The organism is Sporosarcina luteola, from assembly GCF_023715585.1.
Lineage (GTDB): Bacteria > Bacillota > Bacilli > Bacillales_A > Planococcaceae > Sporosarcina > Sporosarcina luteola_D.
Genome location: NZ_JAMBOK010000001.1, coordinates 798,193 through 816,374 on the forward strand (window position 1 = coordinate 798,193; position 18,182 = coordinate 816,374).

Genomic DNA, 18,182 nt, shown 5'->3' on the forward strand with positions numbered 1-18,182 from the left:
TGCTCAACTTCACACCTTTCTATTTGAAATTAGGTCAATGCTTTATAAGCTTCAGTGATCAATGCTCTGAAAGCTGATTCATCATAAGGATTGACCGGATCTTCTTCCGATTGCAAATGGAATAGAAACTCGATATTTCCTTCCCCGCCGGTAACCGGGGAAAAGGAAATACCTCGTAAAGAAAATCCATTCAGAGTGGAGGAAGCCGCAATCTTTTGCAAGACTTCCAAATGGACAGCCTTCTCCTTTACAATCCCTTTTTTTCCCACTTTATCTTTTCCCGCCTCGAACTGAGGTTTTACAAGCGCCACAACGTCCCCACCATCGGCAATTATTTGCTTTAGTGGGGGCAATATCAATGAAAGTGATATGAAAGAGACATCAATTGTGGCGACTTGAGGCGTACCTTTCGTGAAGTGTTCAGGAGCCGCATGTCTGAAATTGGTTTTCTCCATGACGGTAACCCGCTCATCACTCCGTATTTTCCAAGCCAGCTGGTTTGTCCCGACATCAAGTGCATAGCAATGTTTCGCGCCATTTTGCAAAGCGCAATCCGTGAACCCGCCTGTAGAGGAACCGATGTCTAAAACAATCTTTTCTTGTACGGTTATATCGAAAACTTCAAGAGCTTTTTCAAGCTTTAACCCGCCTCGGCTCACATATTTCAATGCGGATCCTTTTACCGACAACGGCGCGTCTATCTTGATTTTCTCACCGGGCTTTTCTAATCTTGTTTCTGCGGAAAACACAATTCCTGCCATTATGGAGCGTTTCGCCTGCTCCCTGGTTTCCACTAGCCCTCTTTGGACTAGAAGCACATCGACGCGTTCTTTTGGTTGACCGTTCGTCATACGATTTCCCTTTCCGCACGGGTCGGTCCTTTGACGGCCAATTCTGTCGTCCTTACGATATTCTCCACAGTCAAATCGATTTCTTCAAACAACTTATCGACACTGCCGTGTTCAATAAATTCATCCGGAATGCCGATTCGGCTAATGGGGACATTTGCAGAAACATCATTAGCGTACTCAATGACAGCACTCCCGAACCCGCCTGCCAATGCCGCTTCTTCAACAGTGACAATCGGTTTACCTATCCTGAATAACTCATCAAGCATACCCGTATCCATCGGTTTAATGAATCTTGCATTAACTACTTTCATATAGATGCCTTTTTCCGCAAGTGTCTCGGCTGCTTCCAATGCCATCGGAATAGTCGTTCCGAATGTCAAAATCGAACCATCCGTACCTTCGCGCAGCACTTCCCAAGTACCAATAGGAATCGTTTTAAGCTTCTCATCCATCACAACGCCCAAACCATTTCCTCTTGGATATCTCATCGCAATAGGGCCATCATTATACTCGAAAGCTGTCTTTACCATATGCTGCCCTTCATTTTCATCTTTCGGCATCATAATGACGAGATTCGGCATATGCCGTAAAAATGAAATATCATACACTCCGTGGTGAGTTTCTCCATCCGCACCTACAAGCCCTGCACGATCGATGCCGATGAAGACATTTAACTTCTGCCTTGTGATATCGTGAAGCATCTGATCGTATGCCCGTTGCAGGAACGTCGAGTAGATAGCCAAAAACGGTTTCATCCCTTGTGTTGCCAATCCTGCCGCCATTGTCGCAGCATGCTGTTCAGCAATTCCTACATCAAAAAATCGGTCCGGAAATTCAGCCGCGAAGGACTCCAGTTTGGAACCTACGGGCATAGCCGGTGTAATGGCTGCTATCCGTTTATCTTCCCTGGCGATCTTTCTGACGGTTTCAGCTACTAATCCGCTCCATGACGGTGCTGTCGTGTTGGATTTCACAAAATCTCCCGTTTCGATCTTATAAGGGCCGGTTCCGTGCCACGTTCCGATTTTATCATTTTCCGCCGGTGTGTACCCTTTTCCTTTTTTCGTAAGAACATGAAGGAGGACAGGACCTTCAACCTTCTTGGCATACTGAAGATTCCGTTCCAAATCATTGAAATCATGTCCATCAATAGGTCCAAGATACGTAAACCCAAGCTCCTCGAAAAACACACCCGAAACAAGCAGGTACTTCAAACTATCCTTCACTCGTTCAGCTGCAGCAGCCACTTTTCCGCCGACAGCAGGAATCTTTTTCAGAATGTATTCCAATTCATCTTTCACGCTATTGTATTTCCCGGCAGTCCTTAACTTGCCAAGGACGTCATGAAGCGCCCCAACGTTCGGCGCAATAGACATTTCATTATCGTTTAAGATGACAATCATATTCGTTTTCAGGTGGCCAATATGGTTCAATGCCTCTAAAGCCATTCCGCCCGTCAATGCACCATCGCCGATGATCGGGATAACATAGTTCGAGCCACCTTGCATATCTCTAGCGGCAGCCATCCCCATTGCTGCGGAAAGGGATGTGGAACTATGCCCTGTTTCCCATACATCGTGTTCGCTTTCTGACATTTTCGGGAAGCCGCTCAAACCTTTATATTGGCGGAGTGTGCCGAATTGATCGGCTCGTCCCGTTAAAATTTTATGAACATAAGCTTGATGCCCGACGTCCCAGATGAATTTATCCTCCGGACTGTCAAAAAGCTTATGCAACATAATTGTCAATTCGACAACACCTAAGTTCGGACCAATATGACCTCCTGTCACAGACAGGTTTTCAATTAAAAATTTCCGGATTTCTTTCGCCAATTCCGTCATTTTTTCTTTATCAAGTTGCTTCAGAAAAGACGGATTTGCAATTTTAGTGAGATCCACTACTATCACACACCTTCATAAATTATTGCCACGTAAGTCCAAGTAATGTTTTCATTATAACAAGAAGGCTCATCAATAGGAACTATTGGACCATAATCCGGACAACGGGTTACCCTAACCAAAGGATATCAGACATCTCTTTGGACGATATAATCAGCAAAAAGTTTTAACATCGAGTTTTCCTTCTTTAAAAAAGCCAAGCTTGCGGTTGCGTCCAGATGATACTTTTCCAACTGCTGCTGTGCCCCTTCTAGTCCTAATAGCGAGGGGTACGTTGACTTATCACTTGCAGCATCACTATTCGCTGTCTTTCCAAGCTGTTCGGTCGTTGACGTAACGTCTAAAATGTCGTCCTTGATCTGGAAAGCCAATCCGATGTTCTTCGCATATTTACGCAGCTGTTCCAACTCTGCATCTGATGCATCGGAAAGGATAGCACCTGCTTCTATACAGAATGTCAATAAAGCGCCCGTCTTATGCAGATGGACTTCTTCCAGCTCCTGCAGAGATAAAGAGACCGTCTCGCCTTCCATATCCAGCACTTGACCTCCGACCATTCCATTCGCCCCTGAAGCATCCGCCATCAGAGCGACCAATTTGATAACCTGCTCAGGCGTCGCATGTTCAAGAGAGGCTAATATACCGAATGCCCTCGTCTGCAATGCATCACCGGCAAGAACAGCTGTCGCCTCGCCGTATACTTTGTGGTTCGTAGGTTTGCCTCTTCTGAAGTCATCATCGTCCATGCATGGCAGATCGTCATGGATGAGAGAATATGTATGGATGAGTTCAGCTGCACTCGCAACTTTAAATGCATCTTCGGAATTCTTCCCGAAGTCTTCAAGGACTGCCAGGACGAGAAGGGGACGAATTCTTTTACCTCCTGCATTCACTGAGTAGAGCATTGATTCTTTTAAAGATGAAGGAGCCTTTTCCATATCGATCAAGCGGTTCAATTCTGCATCGATCAATGGTGCTTTTTCTGAAATGAACGTCTGCAGCCGCTTATCCATTCGAATCCCTACCTTTGGATGGATCGAACGGAGTCGACTGCCCATTCGTATCTATTATTGAGATTAACTGCTTTTCCGCATCCTGCAATTTCCCATGACAATAAGCGGATAGCTCCATACCTTGCTTATATAACGTTATGGCATCCTCTAAGGGAACGTCCCCCGCTTCCAATTTTTGAACAATGCCTTCCAACTTCGACATTGCTTCTTCAAATCGTAGTGTTTCCTCGCTCATTTAGTTTTCCTCCTCATCCTTCAGCGTAATCGATTTAATTTCGGTTTCCACAATCCCGTCTTGCATACGGACGTGCAAAGTTTCTCCGATTTCAAGCCCGATAACGGAATTTGCGACAGCACCTTCTTTATAAGTGATTGAAAATCCGCGTTCCATCACTTCCAATGGATTCAGCGCTTTCAGCATTCTGATCGCTGAACTGAATTGTTCGGACTTGTTCCGTAAATCACTTTGTACTGCCCTCTTCATCCTCTCGGTCAATAACGAAAGATTTCGATCTTCCTCTTTGATCCGTTGGAGCGGAGTATAAAATGAGAGCATCCTATCCAAACGGTCATGGTCCGCTTTCCGATTTGCCGTCAGCTCGTTTCTGCTCCTGAGAAGCCGGTCATCCAGCCCGCTCAACTTTTCAGTAAATGGCCTGTAAAGCCTTTCAGGAAATTGCAATGGATATGACTGCTGATAGGTGGTCAAACGTTTGCGTTCATGTTTAATTTGATTCGAAAGTGAGATGTAAAGGGATCGCTTCCGTTCCAATATCCTCTCAAACAACTCTTCCTTTGAGGGAACGGCCAATTCAGCGGCCGCAGTTGGAGTTGGAGCTCTCATATCGGCGACAAAATCGGCAATTGTCGTATCCGTTTCATGGCCGACAGCGCTGATGATTGGAATCCTGCTAGAAAAGATCGCCCTCGCAACCGCCTCTTCATTAAAAGCCCAAAGGTCTTCTATGGAACCGCCGCCTCGTCCGAGGATCAGAACATCGATTGAACCGTGTGATTCTGCAAGTTCCAACGCTTGCACAATAGAAGGGACGGCTTGAGGTCCTTGGACAATTGCAGGAAACAGGCAAACCTCGGCTAGAGGATAACGCCGTTCCAAAGTGGAACAGATATCCCGGATGGCAGCACCTGACTGGGCAGTTATGACCCCAACCCTATTCGGCAACAAAGGCAGCGGCTGCTTCCAACGCGCATCGAATAATCCTTCTTTCGCAAGCGCTTTTTTCAGTTGTTCATAAGCCAGATACAAGGCCCCGACGCCATCCGGCTGCATCGATTGGACATACAGTTGATATTGGCCGCTTGATTCGTAGACATTCACGTCTCCCGTGATCAGGACATTCATCCCTTCTTCAGGTTTGAACTTCAAGGCACCTGCAGCTGAACGGAACATAGCTGACTGAATTCTGCTTTTATCATCTTTCAACGTGAAGTAAATATGCCCGCTTGGATGGATTTTCACATTGGAAAGTTCGCCCTTCACAAATACATTTCTCATATAAGGATCGGCTTCGAATTTACGCTTTATGTATTTTGTCAATGAATGTACGGAAAGATACACATTTTCACTCAATAGCTTTACCTCCCGGAAATTCAGACGGATAGAAACGCTGTCTTTCAAATGAAAAACAGCGCTGCTCTTCGCTTTATGATTGCTTAAGGGGTTCCCGGCATGCGTTAACCCTCCGTTATTGCGACTTTTCTTTTCGGCAAGCCGATTCTGCACTTTGCAATGTGTTCTTCAAAAGCATCGTAATCGTCATCGGACCGACACCGCCCGGCACGGGAGTGATGGCAGAAGCGACTGCCTTTGCTTTCTCAAAATCGACATCCCCGCATAATTTTCCGTTTTCATCACGATTCATACCGACATCAATGACAACCGCACCCTCTTTAATATGTGCGTCCGTTACGAATTTCGCACGGCCGATCGCAACAATCAAGATATCAGCCTGTTTCGTAAAAGATTCTAGGTTCTTCGTTCTGGAGTGGCAGTATGTAACTGTAGCGTCTTTTTGAAGAAGCAGTTGTCCCATCGGTTTTCCGACAATATTGCTCCTTCCGATGATAACGGCATGCTTTCCTGCGATTTCAATGCCGGATCGTTCCAACATTTCCATTATTCCGTGTGGGGTGCATGGAAGGAATGTCTCTTGCCCGATCATCATCTTCCCTACATTTTGCGGATGGAATCCGTCTACATCTTTGCTAGGATCAATCGCTTTGATTACAAGATCTTCATTAATATGGTCAGGCAAAGGCAATTGAACTAAAATGCCGTGAATTGAATCGTCGTTATTCAATTGATCGACATATGCCAGTAAGTCCTGTTCAGTGACCGTTTTTGGCAATCGGATCAACTCCGATTTCATGCCGGCTTCGATACTGGACTTCTCCTTATTCTTCACGTATGTCTGCGATGCGGGGTCTTCCCCTACGAGGATGACTGCGAGACCAGGTTTGCATCCGGATGCTACCAGCTTGCCGACCCCCTGCTTTATTTCTCCCCTGAGTTCTTTGCCGATCGCCACGCCATCTATCAATTTTGCGGTCATTCGATTTCCCTCCACCTTACTGTATTATTTCTCTTCGAACTTGGATAGGACGCCGTTGACAAAGCGACCTGATTTCTCATCTCCGAACTGCTTACATAGCTCGACAGCTTCGTTCAAGATGACTTTATGGGGCACGTCTTCATGATGCAGCAGTTCAAAGACCGCCAATCTCAAAATTGTCCTTTCAATTTTCGGCAAACGGTCAAGCGACCAGTTTTCGAGCTTGCTTGACAATGCGTTGTCCACTTCGTCACGATATACAGTCGTCCCTTTCACGAGTGATTCATAGAATGGGTCAATTGGCCGTTCCATTATATAAGTAATCGCTTCCTCAATCGACATATCCGTATTATCCAATTGAAAGAGCGTTTGAACCGCCTTTTCACGTGCTTCTCTTCGTTTCATTGTCTGTCTCCTCCACTACTGTGTCTCTTGGGATTTATCATAGCATATTCACTTGGTGAAGATATAGCAGGACAAGTTGAAAAGCACCATCCAATGGACGATGCTTTTCAGATCATTCTGATTCAGAAGTTGTATCGAAATCGATGCCGGTAATATGGACATTCACTTCTTCCGTCTCAAGCGAAGTCATATTGTAAACAGCATGCCGGATCTGCCTTTGAATTTCCGTCGCAACAGTGGGGATCGAGTGGCCATATTGGACGACGCAATACACATCGATAACGAGTCTATCACCCGTCCAATCCGTCTTGACCCCTTTTCCATGGAACACCTTGCCGAACTTCTCCGCCACCCCTGTCGCGAAGTTGCCTTTCGTCGTTGCTACGCCGTCGACTTCGTTCGTTGCAATGCCGATGATAACTTCAAGCACCTCTGGAGCCAATTGAACACGGCCTAAAACCTCGTCTCCCTTTGAACTCTTTCCTGCGAATGAAGGATTTACCTTATCAGCCATTCCACTTCTCCTCCCTCTCCTATGCATTTCATGCCCAGCCTATCGCCTAAACTTCCTATACGCTTCAGCCGGATTACCCACTTATTTCATTACTGTATGTTTCTCAAGGAATTTCGTATCAAAGTCACCTGATTTGAACACTTCATGGTCCATTAAATTCAAATGGAATGGAATCGTCGTATCGACTCCCTCGATAATGAATTCGTCAAGTGCTCGTTTCATCCTTGCAACCGCTTCTTCACGCGTATCAGCATGAACGATTAGCTTTGCCACCATGGAATCATAAAACGGTGGAATTGTGTAACCCGTATACATCGCTGAATCAACCCTGACTCCAAAACCGCCTGGCGGCATGTACATTGTCACTTTTCCGGGTGAAGGCATGAAGTTTTTCGCAGGATTTTCCGCGTTGATCCTGCACTCAATCGACCACCCGTTGATTTTGATATCCTTTTGACGATAAGCAAGCTTTTCACCCGCTGCGATTTTCAATTGCTGTTGAATCAGATCGATTCCAGTAATCATTTCGGTTACTGGGTGCTCCACCTGGATACGTGTATTCATTTCCATGAAATAAAATTCCTGGTTGATATGATCGAAGATAAATTCGACTGTCCCGGCGCCTCTGTAGTTTACAGCCTCAGCAGCTTTGACAGCGGCTTCCCCCATCTTTTCGCGCAACTTCGGGGTAAGGGCAGGCGAAGGAGCTTCCTCTACAAGCTTTTGCATCCTACGTTGAATCGAGCAATCACGTTCTCCGAAATGGATCGTATTGCCGTGTTTATCTGCAAGGACCTGAACTTCAACGTGCCTGAACACCTCAATATACTTCTCAAGGTATACACCCGGGTTACCGAATGCTGCTGCAGCTTCTTTTTGGGTAATCTTAATGCCTTTGGCCAATTCCTCTTCATCCCGAGCAACCCTGATCCCTTTTCCGCCACCACCGGCAGTCGCTTTGATGATGACCGGGAAGCCAATTTCCCGCGCCACTTTCAAGCCTTCGATTTCATCGGCTACAATCCCGTCGGATCCCGGAACAATCGGAACGCCTGCCTGTTTCATCGTTTCCCTAGCTACATCTTTTGTTCCCATCCGGGAAATTGCGTCAGCAGTAGGGCCGATGAATTCAATATTAACTTCCTCGCAAAGCTCCGCGAAGCTCGCATTTTCAGCGAGGAATCCATAGCCCGGATGAATACCATCGCAACCTGTCAATTTGGCGATGCTGATGATATTTGAAAAGTTCAAATAGCTGTCCTTCGAAAGTTTTGGTCCAATGCAATATGCTTCGTCGGCAAGCTCAACATGAAGTGCTTCCCGATCCGCTTCCGAATAGACCGCAACTGTTTGAATATCCATTTCTTTGCATGCCCGGATGATCCTTACCGCTATTTCGCCCCGGTTTGCTATTAATACTTTTTTCATTTTTGTTTGCCCCCTCACTTCTGTTTGACTAGGAAGAGAGGCTGTCCATATTCGACCAACTGACCATCTTCCACAAGGATCTCCACGATTTCCCCGGATACTTCCGCTTCGATTTCATTGAAGAGTTTCATTGCCTCCACAATACAAACGATTGAATCCGATTTTACAGAGTCGCCTGTTTGCACGTAAGGATCCGCATCAGGGGATGAAGATTTGTAGAATGTACCAACCATCGGTGATGTTATCTTATGCAATGATGGATCGTTTTCTGCAGCAGATGATTCTGTGGAAGGCTCCTGGCTTTCTTGTTTTGCCGGTGCTTGCTCGGGCTGTTCCTTCTTCGTCTCTTGGACGGAAGGCTGAACTTGCTGAACAGGCTCCACTTTCCGTGATTCTGTTTGAACTGGTAGTTGTTGTTGTACACCATTCGCTTTTTCAAGTTTAATCTTTGTACCTTCTGATTCGAATGTAAATTTTTCAATTGAAGATTGATCAATTAATTTAATGATTTCACGGATTTCTTGAATTTTCAACATGACAATTCTCCTGACTCATTTTTATTTACGTACCTCCTCCCTATTTTAGACGTTTTTCATGCATATTGAAATAGATATACTGGATTTACCGTGAAATACAGTAAAATAAAAAGAAAAAGACCCATTTAGGGCCTAGTTTAATCATTTTTCCATAAAGTTGACTTGGACGGTGCGTGCATCTTCCCAACTCGTCAGTACGTATTGTGTAATTTCTGCAGCCATTTTTGTGGAATGTCCGCCATCTTCCGCGATTACAGACACACTCACCTTGCCATTATCTTTACGGACGAATGCTTCCGGATAGCCCAGTGCCTTTAATTGAGTTTCCATTAAATCTTCAGCAGATGTCCGTTTGGTAAGTTCAGCCATTTCATCATACGCCGCGCTTTTTTCTTCAGCTGTTGTATCGGGAGATTGCACTTTAGTTAACAATTGATCCTTCAAGCTGCTTCTTTCGTTTAACACTTGCATTCTCATTTCTTCAAATAACATCGAATCTGCGTAGACGGTTTTTGTTTCCCCTTCAACATCGCCCGATTTTGATACGGTTACTGCATCTTTATCACCGAAAATCGCCATTCCATCTAGAGACATCGGTGTTTCCTTCTTCAAATAGTAGATCGAGATGACCGCTACTAGACTTAGTAAAGTCAAGAACCATACTGTACGTTTATTCGCTTTCAACGTGTATCCCCCTTTTCATTTCTTCGACGACTATCCGATGTTCAGGCAACTGAAGAACCGTCGACAAGATTCTAGTTAATTCCTTTTTCGTTCTAGGATTGTCCGCCCCTTCTGCAACGACTAAAACTCCCTGGAGCGGATTCTTGTTTACTGATGAGGATCCGGAGCCCGAAAAATATCCGGATAATGGGCTTGGTTCTTCTTGTTGATTGTAATGGAAGTGGATGAATACTTCCCCAACTCCTTCAATCTTCATCAAGGCTTGTTCAAGCTGAGCTTCTTTCCGGCTCTCCTCCCCTTTCCCTTTCTCCCCTCCCATCGAACCAATCGTTGAATTGATGAAAATGATGAAGATCGCTAACAGCGTCCCGATGAGGAGCATATGAACTTTTCGTTTTGGCTTTGGCATATGATCACCATCTCATCCCTTCGAGCCGGATATGGTTCGTGTTATCTATGTTGCATATTATGCTTGTTCAGAAGAGGCTATGACCAAAAATTCTCGTAATGGAATGAATGATCCAAATTCCCATTGCCATTTTCACGAGTGGCAGGAATTCCTCCTCCTTCTCAGCCGGAAGCAATAATAACAAAGTGGAAGACAAAATTGTGATGAATAAAACGCCTGTCAAAAACTGCAGCATAACACCCCTCATTTCACCACGGTAATCAGTTTGACCAGAATGACAGTGAACAATGCTGTGTAGATGAACGCAAATGCGACGAGGAATGAGACGGCACAAAGAACAAATAACGTCTTTCCGATATCGTCGAGTATGCCTGTTATGTCTTCGTTCGCAAACGGCTCAATAAGTGCAGCTGTCCATCGGTATAAAAAACCGGTCAGCAACGTCTTAAGCGTCGGCAAAAGAGCTACGGACCAAATCGTAACGATGAGCCAGGCTCCAATGAAAACGCTCGCCCCCGACGAATATCGTCCGATGGCCCCTAAACTATCCGTCATGAATGAGCCTACGAGTGGGATATTTTGACTAATTAGCTTTTTAATCGGTTCACTTGTCACGCCGGTAAGTGCCCATGAAATCGTGCCGCCAGCAGTGATGAATATGGAGTAGGCAGCGACTAGGGCTGAAACCAGGCCGATCAGGGAACCCCTGAGCAAATCTGACATTCTGGTAAATGGAATTGCCGGATGAAACCTTGAAACTATGTCAAACAGCAATGCTGCAGACAACATAGGAATGAGGATCTTGTCCGAAAGAATTACTGCACCGTTCGCGAATAACAGCATGGCAGGCTGAAAGTTCAGCATGCTGAAGGAGCCCCCGGAAGCCAGGATACTCGCTGTCAATAACGGATATACGGATATGAACATCGTTGCAACAGTTTGTGTAATGGAGCGTATCATTTGCAGATGCTCATACGCCGGGTATAGGACGACAGTTAGTACGATAAAAAACAGGAAGGTTCTCGTCCATCTGCTGAATGAAGGAAAAAGAAAGTCGAGCAGCAAGGCCATGAAAGTTGAAATGATGACAATAATGAAACTGGAGAGGACTGTCCCGATTACGGATTCTAGCATAGGCATCATGGATTCTTCATCCGATCATTTAATGATAAATTTTGAGAGCGTTTCAATCAGCATGGATAATTGCGGAAGCCAGAGTGTTAGGATTGCGATTTTAATGGCCAAAGTCGCAACTTCTGCGATTGAATCATACCCGGCTTCGGCCACATGCTTCACAATCATCTCCGAAAAATAATACAAAAAGACGCTTCCTATCAAAAGCTTTGCATAGGATCCCGGCAACGGTTCAAATAGGTTCAAAAAGGTTTTTCCGAAAGGTATGATGATCGTCATACCGACGTACGACAGAAAGAAGAAGAAAATCGCTGCGTAAATTATTGGCTGCAAGCTCTTGGAAGCGAATGACACGATAAGGAGAAGTAGGTAGATGACGACCAGTTGGAAAAGCGTAACCATTAGAATGCCAAGGAGAGCCATTGAAAGAACTCGGCAATTTCCGAAAAGAAAATCCTAAGGAAACGGAGCATTTCGGCGGCAATATAGATGTAGGCTACAAAGAAAAGGAAAAAAGAGAACTCCTTCTTACCGGTCTGTTCAAAGAAGACATGTAAAAAGCCGATGACCAACCCAATTCCGGCAATACGCAATAAATCATTCAATTCCAATTCGGGTTCCCCCTTCATGAACAACTTATGAAAGGGCGAGGGGAATTATGATGGAAGTCAGGAGGAAAAATGGATTTGCAACGCATACGAAAAAACACTCCGTCTCCCAAGTAAGGAGTCGGAGTGTTACTATGCATTATGCTCTAGATACGTATTCGCCTTCTTCTGTGTTGACGATCAATTTATCGCCGACGTTTACGAAGAATGGAACTTGGACGATGAGACCAGTTTCCAATGTAGCCGGCTTCGATCCGCCGCTTGCCGTGTCGCCTTTAATGCCTGGCTCAGTTTCTGTCACTTCTAGCGTGACTGTTACCGGAAGCTCAACGCCGAGGATTTCATCTTTAAACATGATGATATGAACTTCCATGTTTTCTCTCAAGTAGTTCAATTCTTCCTTGATTTGCGCAGATGGCAATTCAATCTGCTCGTACGATTCATTGTCCATGAAGACATGCTCATCGCCATTAGCATACAAGTATTGCATACGACGGTTGTCAATTTGCGCCTTTTCAACTTTCTCGCCTGCACGGAATGTCTTTTCATTCACATTTCCTGTGCGCAGATTACGCAGTTTTGAACGGACGAATGCCGCACCTTTTCCCGGCTTTACGTGTTGGAAATCGATAATGCGCCAAATGTCCCCTTCAAACTCGATTGTCAAACCTGTTTTAAATTCGTTTACAGAAATCATACTGTTTCCTCCATTTTGTTCGTTATAGGATGATCAATTCTTTAGGTGAATGTGTCAAACGGACATTGCCGTCTTCAGTGATAATAATATCATCCTCAATACGGACACCGCCGATTCCAGGCAGATAAATGCCCGGTTCGACCGTGACAGTCATGTTCGGCACAAGTACAGTTTCCGAACGGAAGGATAGTGCCGGTCCTTCATGCACTTCCAAGCCGATGCCATGGCCCGTTGAGTGTCCGAAGGCATCTCCATATCCCTTCGACTTGATATAGTCACGAGCAATTGCATCCGCTTCTATTCCAGTCATACCCGCTTTGATCTTTTCCAAAGCCAATTCTTGTGCTGCAAGGGTCACTACATAGATTTCCTTCATTTTCTCGGAAGGTTCCCCTACTGCGACAGTACGAGTGATGTCTGAAATATAACCGTTATACAGCGCCCCGAAATCCAATGTAACTAGCTCACCGGATTGAATCACTTTGTTTGAAGCAACACCGTGGGGCAATGCACCGCGCTCCCCTGAAGCTACAATCGTATCGAATGAAGACGAAGCTGCGCCTTGTCTTCTCATGAACATTTCAAGTTCGTTTGACACTTCGAGCTCCGTAACTCCTGGTTTGATGAATGTGCAAATATGAGTAAAGGCATCATCCGCAATTTTCGCGGCTTGTTGAAGAATCTTGATTTCATCAGCGTTTTTCACCATACGAAGCTTTTCTATAATTCCAGATACCGCTTTAAGTTCTGCATCCACTTTGTCATTATATAATTCGTACGTGCCAAAAGAAACATTATCTTTTTCGAAGCCTAATGTTTTGAGTTTCATTTCCTTTGCTTGGTTGGAAACTTCCTCGATAATCGTTTTTTCGTGCTTGACGATGCGGAAGCCTTTCACTTGTTCGGCTGCCTGTTCTGTATACCTGAAATCGGTGATGAACACTGCATCATCAGCTGAAACGATAGCAACACCTGCACTGCCAGTAAATCCGGTTATATAACGTCTGTTATATGGATTCGTCACCAATAATGCATCTAAACCGTTTTCTTTCAACGCTTCCCTCAATTTTGCCAGTTTCATAGCTTTACCCCTTTTCTTCGGAGAAGGAAAGCCCGGAGTGCAAGTTCATAACCGCTAGTGCCGAAGCCGGACAGCTGTCCTATGCACACAGGTGCGAGCATTGATGTTTGTCTGAATGGTTCCCGACTATGTATATTCGAAATATGGACTTCGATTACTGGCACATCGACAGAGGCAATTGCATCCCTTATTGCAACGCTCGTATGTGTATAGGCTCCGGGATTGAAAATGATTCCGTCACACCCGGCGTCTTCCGCCTCATGAATTTTATCAATCAATGCACCTTCCGCATTCGATTGATAAAAAGAAATCTCCACAAATTGCTCTGTAGCGATGGATTTCAGGTTGTTTTCAACATCCTCCAACGTTTCAGCGCCATAGATTCCGGGTTCCCTTTTACCAAGCCGATTCAAATTCGGTCCATTCAGAACAAGCAGTCTCACAGCTACACCATTCCCCTCACCATTTTCTTTCCCATTTTATCATATTGTTCCAATGGCGCAACCTATTAAAGGTTGTCATTCGAAAGTTTTCTTCATATAAACAGCGGTTCCCGTAACGAACCTGCTGACGATTGCAATGAGCGAGATGAATGGAACGGACAGTTTCTTGACACCCTCCGTGAACGTCAATGGAGAATAGATGATCCATTCTATCGCAACGGCCGCAACAACACTGACGGCGATGGCTGTTATTGCTGGAGGGATATTTGCCGTCGCTCTCGACAGGCCATAGAATAGGCCGAAAGCTAGTAATAGGATGATGAAAAGCAATGCCCACTTCCAGCCTTCATTCGATGATCCAAATAAGAGCCATTTGCCACCCCATCCGACAGGTGACCATTTTATGAAATTGAAAAAATGCAGGAATTTCAATGCTCCTATTGTGAATAATGCAGCGATGATTGTCGTCCATACCATTGTTTTATTGAACATATCGACCCCTCCTTATTACGAGTGTCGGGAAAATGCCTTTTTTTTAAACCTTAATGGTGGAGTCAATCCCCTTTTTTTTGTACAATAGTTAGATAAGTTATCTGATATAATGTTTCTAGAGTAGAACATATTTCGAAACATGTTTTTCATTTGATTAGAGAAGGTGTTGGGTACCCATGACTAAAAAACAACAACCGCCGGCATACGGTGGGCAGGCACTCATCGAAGGTGTGATGTTCGGCAGCAGAAACCATACAGTGACAGCGATCCGGCGCAAGGACGATTCACTCGATTATTTCTATGTTCCAAAAGAGCAGAAGCCATTCGCCTCGAAATTGAAAAAGATCCCTTTTGTGCGCGGGATTGTCGCTTTGATAGAATCCGCAGGTATCGGATCTAGACATTTGACGTTCGCGAATGAGCGTTATGATGTGATGCCAGGCGAGGAAGTGGAAGAGAACAGTGAAGAGACCTCCAAGCTTACTATGGTCATCGGCGTAGCCGCGGTAGGCGTGCTCTCATTTTTATTCGGAAAGTTTGCGTTTACGCTCGTTCCGGTATTTTTAGCGCAAATGCTCGAATTCATGGCGCCAGGGAAAACGGCGCAAATCTTGCTGGAAAGCTTTTTCAAACTTACACTATTGTTGTTGTACATTTCCCTCATTTCCATGACACCGTTAATTAAACGAGTTTTCAAGTATCACGGCGCCGAGCATAAGGTGATCAATGCTTATGAAAACGGTCTTCCGCTTACCGTTGAAAATGTCCAAGCGCAGTCCCGGCTGCATTATCGATGCGGAAGCAGCTTCTTGCTGTTTACAGTGATTGTAGGGATGTTCATTTATTTCTTCGTTCCTGCTGATCCGTTATGGTTTAGGGTTGTCAATCGTATTCTGTTGATTCCTGTTGTGATTGGCATTTCTTTTGAAGTATTGCAGTTTACGAACCGCCTTCGTAATATTCCTGTATTAAAATATTTAGGATATCCAGGATTATGGCTGCAGTTGTTGACGACGAAGGAGCCTGAGGATAAACAGGTGGAAGTGGCGATTGCCTCTTTTAATAAACTGCTGGAAATTGAAGAGCAAGGAATTGACAATGTTGATATTTTGAAGTCGACTGACACAAAAATGGAAGATTCGACAGTTCCTGTGAATTAATACAAAAGGAAGTGCTCCGGTGATGGGGCACTTCCTTTTGTATATAGTCTCGATAAACAATCGTGCCTATTTGCTTAAACATTGAACGACAATTGTGGTTAAATGCTAAGAACTTATGTGGGAGTTGGATAAGTTAAGCCACAACTTGTTTTAAGAACCCTATCTTTTCTAAAATTTTTCGAGTCGTATAATTCAAATTGGGTAAAGACTCCAATTGAAATGGGGTAATTCAAAGCTTTTTTCATCTTATTTTATTTTACCAGTCAAAAAAAGCATCTCAGCTCTTCAATTAAAGCACCCGATAGTTCAGCGTGAAGCTTATTCAACAATCCCACCCATTAATTGAAGAAGAAACTATAAGTAAATATAATTAATGTAATGATTAAGGATTGCGCGAAGGATATTAACAAATCATTTTTCCAATAGGTTTTGGCGAATAAGCTAAAGACTCTCCCTATAATAAAGCTAAAAAACCATATGCTTAAAAACAGATAGATAAAACCCAAAAGAACCCCCCCTTGCCTATTTTCTTTCACCAATTAATCTTCTCTTGCTCATTCCTTTGTTCAGCTAATCTGCTTCGTTAGTTGAATAAGGACGGAGGCGCTTAATAAACAATTCCGCCTGATTGCGGAAGAGCAATCAATTATTTTTTTCCTGGAAACCAATTCAAAAACATTTCTCTCTCTATTACATTCAAAATGCAGGGTGAATTCACTTGCGATTCTAATTTACTATGTTCCTCAGGGAACTCTGACTGTACACCTATTCTAATTTAAGGTAGATTCTCCTGCGCCTTTTGAGAGCGGAAATTTGATAACTTTGCTCCTGCAAAAACATATTCTAAATCCAATACTGTAAAGGCAATATATAGAATTTCTGATTTGGCTAATGCGTTATAACCTTTCCCCCAATATTGATGCCCTATCCAAGTGCCAATATGACAAGTTTTATTTATGCTATCAATGTCTTTTAGTGTTATTACGCCTACTAAATTTGCGGTTTCATCAAGGATGACTCTTGAATATTGCTTTCCTAATCTTTCTTGCCACAGAATAAACTTGATAAATTCGATAGTACCTTCAAGTGAAGTTTGGTCAACGGTAAGTCCCAATGCATCTATTACTTGGGGTGCTGACGAAAGTGTTGACATTGATTTTGCATATATTTTATTGTTGTGGAACTAATGAGACCTTTAACAATTATATCCCCCCAAACGAGTATCAACATTTGAATCTCTATCAAAATAGCCCGATTTTTGAACACAAGTTAAACAGCACTCTTAAACTAACCTGACGCGTTAGTTCATTAAGTAAATTGATCCGTCCGTCTTAGTCACCCAATATTCTTCAAGTAAAGCCTACGTTGGTCCAGGACATAAGAAATTCATCCTCAGCTCTACCTATTCCTTTAGCGGTAAGACAGGTTCTTCCTCACTGTACCTTGAGTATGTCCACTCGCCAACGGCCATACTCGAACATGACTTGTCCTGACAGTAGAAAATATACGTCTGCCTGTCTGTCCGCACCGATACTCCATAATGGAACGGATAACGCCCTCCCTTATTTCGGTCTACACTCGCTGCGATAGCATAAACTTTCTCCGTCTCCATGAGCTTTTGATACTCTTCACTTTCTACAACGAGCTGCACCATCTCGCTCAAAATAACCTGATCCTTTTCATTTGGCGTGTACATTCCCACCCAATAATCTTTTCCAAAATGGTACACGTTTAAGAGAACACTCACTACCAAAAGAAACAATAGTAACCCCTTTTTCATGGCTATAAACCGCCCTTCCCCCTTACTATGCCCAATACTAATACGGTAAGTAAAAGTGATAAGTTTCGATAATCAATTTCAACAGCTAATCTCGAAGATTTAGGTATTACAGTGGATTGAGTGTATAAATTCCCCATATAAGCAACCCGAAAAGTACTATCAAAAACACAATATCCCTGATCTTCTTGCTTTCATTATAAAAGAAAAGTTTACTGACAATATAAATTATTCCATCAATAACGCCGATTGCTACCCAAGTACCTCCGAGAATATAATTTTGTGTGGCTCGAAAATATGCTAATAACACAATGTAAAACATAGCTAGTGATTTTTTAGTTTTCGAGTATTGTCTCTCATTGAAAATAATTTCTTTTATTGGCACGTGGCTCTCAATATCCCTAGACATACACTTACACCCCTTTATAGCCCGGTTGCGGAACAAAAATGGATTCACTATCTTTTTATTATACCAAATA

24 protein-coding genes are annotated in these 18,182 nt (G+C 43.9%); 1 reads left to right on the forward strand and 23 read right to left on the reverse strand.

Features of this window, described 5'->3' with window-relative positions:
- Window positions 1-29: 29 nt before the first annotated feature.
- The 20 genes from M3193_RS04100 to M3193_RS04195 form a co-directional block, all read right to left on the reverse strand.
- Entirely contained in the window at window positions 30-851 is an 822-nt protein-coding gene (locus tag M3193_RS04100; protein ID WP_251624499.1) for a TlyA family RNA methyltransferase, read from the reverse strand.
- Window positions 848-2,749 carry a 1-deoxy-D-xylulose-5-phosphate synthase gene (gene dxs, locus M3193_RS04105; RefSeq protein WP_251624500.1) on the reverse strand — a complete coding sequence of 634 codons (1,902 nt, stop codon included), beginning with the start codon at window positions 2,747-2,749 and terminating at the stop codon, window positions 848-850. Before dxs ends, M3193_RS04100 begins: the two co-directional genes overlap by 4 nt.
- Window positions 2,750-2,877: 128 nt before the next feature.
- Entirely contained in the window at window positions 2,878-3,762 is an 885-nt protein-coding gene (locus M3193_RS04110; RefSeq protein WP_251624501.1) for a polyprenyl synthetase family protein, read from the reverse strand.
- Window positions 3,755-3,997 (reverse strand): exodeoxyribonuclease VII small subunit, encoded by a 243-nt coding sequence (locus M3193_RS04115; protein ID WP_251624502.1) that lies wholly within the window; start codon window positions 3,995-3,997, stop codon window positions 3,755-3,757. The genes M3193_RS04110 and M3193_RS04115 overlap by 8 nt, the downstream gene beginning before the upstream one ends.
- Window positions 3,998-5,353, reverse strand: a complete 1,356-nt coding sequence (xseA, locus tag M3193_RS04120) for an exodeoxyribonuclease VII large subunit (protein WP_251624503.1) — start codon at window positions 5,351-5,353, stop codon at window positions 3,998-4,000.
- Between the two features lie 115 nt (window positions 5,354-5,468).
- Window positions 5,469-6,335: a bifunctional methylenetetrahydrofolate dehydrogenase/methenyltetrahydrofolate cyclohydrolase FolD gene (gene folD / locus M3193_RS04125; protein ID WP_251624504.1), complete on the reverse strand. Its 867-nt coding sequence runs from the start codon at window positions 6,333-6,335 to the stop codon at window positions 5,469-5,471.
- Between the two features lie 24 nt (window positions 6,336-6,359).
- Window positions 6,360-6,740 carry a transcription antitermination factor NusB gene (gene nusB / locus M3193_RS04130; protein ID WP_251624505.1) on the reverse strand — a complete coding sequence of 127 codons (381 nt, stop codon included), beginning with the start codon at window positions 6,738-6,740 and terminating at the stop codon, window positions 6,360-6,362.
- A 112-nt stretch (window positions 6,741-6,852) separates the two neighbouring features.
- Window positions 6,853-7,254, reverse strand: coding sequence for an Asp23/Gls24 family envelope stress response protein (locus M3193_RS04135; RefSeq protein ID WP_251624506.1), 402 nt, complete (start codon window positions 7,252-7,254; stop codon window positions 6,853-6,855).
- A gap of 81 nt (window positions 7,255-7,335) precedes the next feature.
- Window positions 7,336-8,682 (reverse strand): acetyl-CoA carboxylase biotin carboxylase subunit, encoded by a 1,347-nt coding sequence (gene accC / locus M3193_RS04140; RefSeq protein ID WP_251624507.1) that lies wholly within the window; start codon window positions 8,680-8,682, stop codon window positions 7,336-7,338.
- A gap of 14 nt (window positions 8,683-8,696) precedes the next feature.
- Window positions 8,697-9,218 (reverse strand): acetyl-CoA carboxylase biotin carboxyl carrier protein, encoded by a 522-nt coding sequence (accB, locus tag M3193_RS04145; RefSeq protein ID WP_251624508.1) that lies wholly within the window; start codon window positions 9,216-9,218, stop codon window positions 8,697-8,699.
- Between the two features lie 141 nt (window positions 9,219-9,359).
- Complete coding sequence (locus M3193_RS04150; protein ID WP_251624509.1) at window positions 9,360-9,902, reverse strand: SpoIIIAH-like family protein; 543 nt, start codon at window positions 9,900-9,902, stop codon at window positions 9,360-9,362.
- Entirely contained in the window at window positions 9,889-10,311 is a 423-nt protein-coding gene (locus M3193_RS04155) for a hypothetical protein (protein ID WP_251624510.1), read from the reverse strand. The genes M3193_RS04150 and M3193_RS04155 overlap by 14 nt, the downstream gene beginning before the upstream one ends.
- Before the next feature lie 67 nt (window positions 10,312-10,378).
- Window positions 10,379-10,546, reverse strand: a complete 168-nt coding sequence (locus tag M3193_RS04160) for a hypothetical protein (protein ID WP_251624511.1) — start codon at window positions 10,544-10,546, stop codon at window positions 10,379-10,381.
- 8 nt (window positions 10,547-10,554) lie between these two features.
- Entirely contained in the window at window positions 10,555-11,454 is a 900-nt protein-coding gene (locus M3193_RS04165) for a stage III sporulation protein AE (RefSeq protein WP_251624512.1), read from the reverse strand.
- 15 nt (window positions 11,455-11,469) lie between these two features.
- Window positions 11,470-11,868, reverse strand: a complete 399-nt coding sequence (locus M3193_RS04170) for a SpoIIIAC/SpoIIIAD family protein (protein WP_251624513.1) — start codon at window positions 11,866-11,868, stop codon at window positions 11,470-11,472.
- A complete protein-coding gene (locus tag M3193_RS04175) occupies window positions 11,847-12,056 on the reverse strand; it encodes a SpoIIIAC/SpoIIIAD family protein (RefSeq protein WP_060209461.1) in 210 nt (69 codons plus the stop codon). Before M3193_RS04175 ends, M3193_RS04170 begins: the two co-directional genes overlap by 22 nt.
- A 136-nt stretch (window positions 12,057-12,192) precedes the next feature.
- Window positions 12,193-12,750, reverse strand: coding sequence for an elongation factor P (gene efp / locus M3193_RS04180; RefSeq protein ID WP_251624514.1), 558 nt, complete (start codon window positions 12,748-12,750; stop codon window positions 12,193-12,195).
- A gap of 22 nt (window positions 12,751-12,772) precedes the next feature.
- Window positions 12,773-13,831, reverse strand: a complete 1,059-nt coding sequence (locus M3193_RS04185) for a M24 family metallopeptidase (RefSeq protein WP_251624515.1) — start codon at window positions 13,829-13,831, stop codon at window positions 12,773-12,775.
- Window positions 13,828-14,274, reverse strand: coding sequence for a type II 3-dehydroquinate dehydratase (gene aroQ, locus M3193_RS04190; protein ID WP_251624516.1), 447 nt, complete (start codon window positions 14,272-14,274; stop codon window positions 13,828-13,830). The genes M3193_RS04185 and aroQ overlap by 4 nt, the downstream gene beginning before the upstream one ends.
- Window positions 14,275-14,349: 75 nt before the next feature.
- A complete protein-coding gene (locus M3193_RS04195; protein WP_251624517.1) occupies window positions 14,350-14,766 on the reverse strand; it encodes a hypothetical protein in 417 nt (138 codons plus the stop codon).
- A gap of 176 nt (window positions 14,767-14,942) precedes the next feature.
- Between M3193_RS04195 and M3193_RS04200 the strand changes: the two genes are divergently transcribed.
- Window positions 14,943-15,926, forward strand: a complete 984-nt coding sequence (locus M3193_RS04200; protein ID WP_251624518.1) for a DUF1385 domain-containing protein — start codon at window positions 14,943-14,945, stop codon at window positions 15,924-15,926.
- 775 nt (window positions 15,927-16,701) lie between these two features.
- Here the strand turns inward: M3193_RS04200 and M3193_RS04205 are convergent.
- From M3193_RS04205 to M3193_RS04215, 3 genes are all read right to left on the reverse strand, one after another.
- On the reverse strand, window positions 16,702-17,079 hold the full coding sequence (locus tag M3193_RS04205) for a GNAT family N-acetyltransferase (protein ID WP_435372013.1): 378 nt from the start codon (window positions 17,077-17,079) through the stop codon (window positions 16,702-16,704).
- A gap of 249 nt (window positions 17,080-17,328) precedes the next feature.
- Window positions 17,329-17,688: a hypothetical protein gene (locus M3193_RS04210; protein WP_251624519.1), complete on the reverse strand. Its 360-nt coding sequence runs from the start codon at window positions 17,686-17,688 to the stop codon at window positions 17,329-17,331.
- A gap of 124 nt (window positions 17,689-17,812) precedes the next feature.
- Window positions 17,813-18,112 carry a hypothetical protein gene (locus M3193_RS04215; protein ID WP_251624520.1) on the reverse strand — a complete coding sequence of 100 codons (300 nt, stop codon included), beginning with the start codon at window positions 18,110-18,112 and terminating at the stop codon, window positions 17,813-17,815.
- Window positions 18,113-18,182 lie beyond the last annotated feature (70 nt).